Raw genomic sequence first — 1,500 nt, forward strand, 5'->3', positions numbered from 1 at the left:
GAGATCCGTAAGCAAAATCTTATGTCACCGCGTTGTATACCAGCTGCTTTCAAAGATTTAGAAAAGGCTAATTGTATATCTAAAGAAAATGGTGTTTATTATAATAAAATGGCTGTACATATAGAAGAAAAGCCAACACAATTTACCTATGTAAGCCTTTATAAATTTTTCCAGAAAGATGCTTTTAAAAAATTATACAAACGTGCGTTGCAGTTCATCTTTTACATACTTACTTCTCAATTACCTGGAGAGTGGCACCGGTTCGCGATAGAACGCGGGTATATAACTGCTACTAACAACCCAATTTTACGTTATTTTTATAATTTTAAAGATTTCTTGAATATTTTAGTGTCTTTAATAGAAAACGGTTTAATTGAAGTTGAATTTAAACTGGATGGTAAAACAGTGTTTTTAACACAAAAATGCGAAAATGTACGTGAGATATTAGAGGAATATTGTGAGCTACAAGGATCTAGAAAGAAAAGAACATGCTCTATCAATAAATCACACGTAATTAGAGTTCGTATTGCCGAAAAGCTAGTAAAAAAAGAAAAAGTAACCTCAATTTATGATCCTAATCGATTAGCAACTTTACGCGACTTACGTGATGTTGCCAATTTATATAACCATGATTTAGAACAATTTAGTCAATCATCATTAGAAAAAGTTCATATGGCCAAGAAAAAATTATTTGATAACTTTGGGAATTACGGTATTGAATTATACCGTGAATGTCTGCATAGTTTCTTTGAGGAACAGTCTCACCGTTTTCCTCAACTAATGCGAGAAGGTAAGTTCGGTAGTACGTTAATTAATTTCTATGTTATGCCTGTTATACGCATGACGATTAATCAAAAGCTAGAACAAATGAAAACGGAATACCTTCAATCAATGGATATACAAGAAATTGTAGCTGCAAGTGAACCTTTTATTAAATTTGTAACAGAAGCAGCTATAGTAGATGATGTCATTAACGTTGATACCATTGTATCGAATTACCCTGAGTTAAACCCTATACTTTCAAATAACAAAACTTGGGAACAATACTTACAACATATTAAACATACATACACTAATTTATGCCTGCACGGAGAGACTATAGAAGATATAAGGGCTAGAGCAAAATTGTATAAAATATCTAATCCAGATGTAATGAGAAGTGAAAATACAACAAGTAAGAATTTATCGGTAAATCCACCAGAAGTGGATAAGGTATTACCTTCTTCTCAAAGCTTAAGCGGTGAACTTAATGTAGAAGCAATGTTTAATTCAATAGTTACCAATCCTAAAACTTAAATTTGAAAAAAACAAGGAATTTAAGTTTATTTCCTATTGCCTTTTTAAGCGTTTGAAAAAAATTAGAAGTAAAACGCTTTTTTGTTGTGCCTAAAAAAATTAATAACAAGAAGCTACCCGATTTTGACAATATATTTCTACAAAATTGGGTAGCTTTTATCGTTTTTTCACAAATTCAACTGATTTTTCCCTTTTTTTGTAACT

At 31.1% G+C, this 1,500-nt stretch carries 1 protein-coding gene; it reads left to right on the plus strand.

Annotation, left to right across the window (positions count from 1 at the left end; all coding sequences use genetic code 11):
- The coding region (locus RCF13_RS01770) for a hypothetical protein (protein WP_308140769.1) at positions 1–1,296 on the plus strand (1,296 nt) is incomplete at its 5' end.
- Positions 1,297–1,500: the final 204 nt, after the last annotated feature.

This window comes from Stenotrophomonas maltophilia group sp. RNC7, from assembly GCF_030910085.1.
Lineage (GTDB): Bacteria > Pseudomonadota > Gammaproteobacteria > Xanthomonadales > Xanthomonadaceae > Stenotrophomonas > Stenotrophomonas sepilia.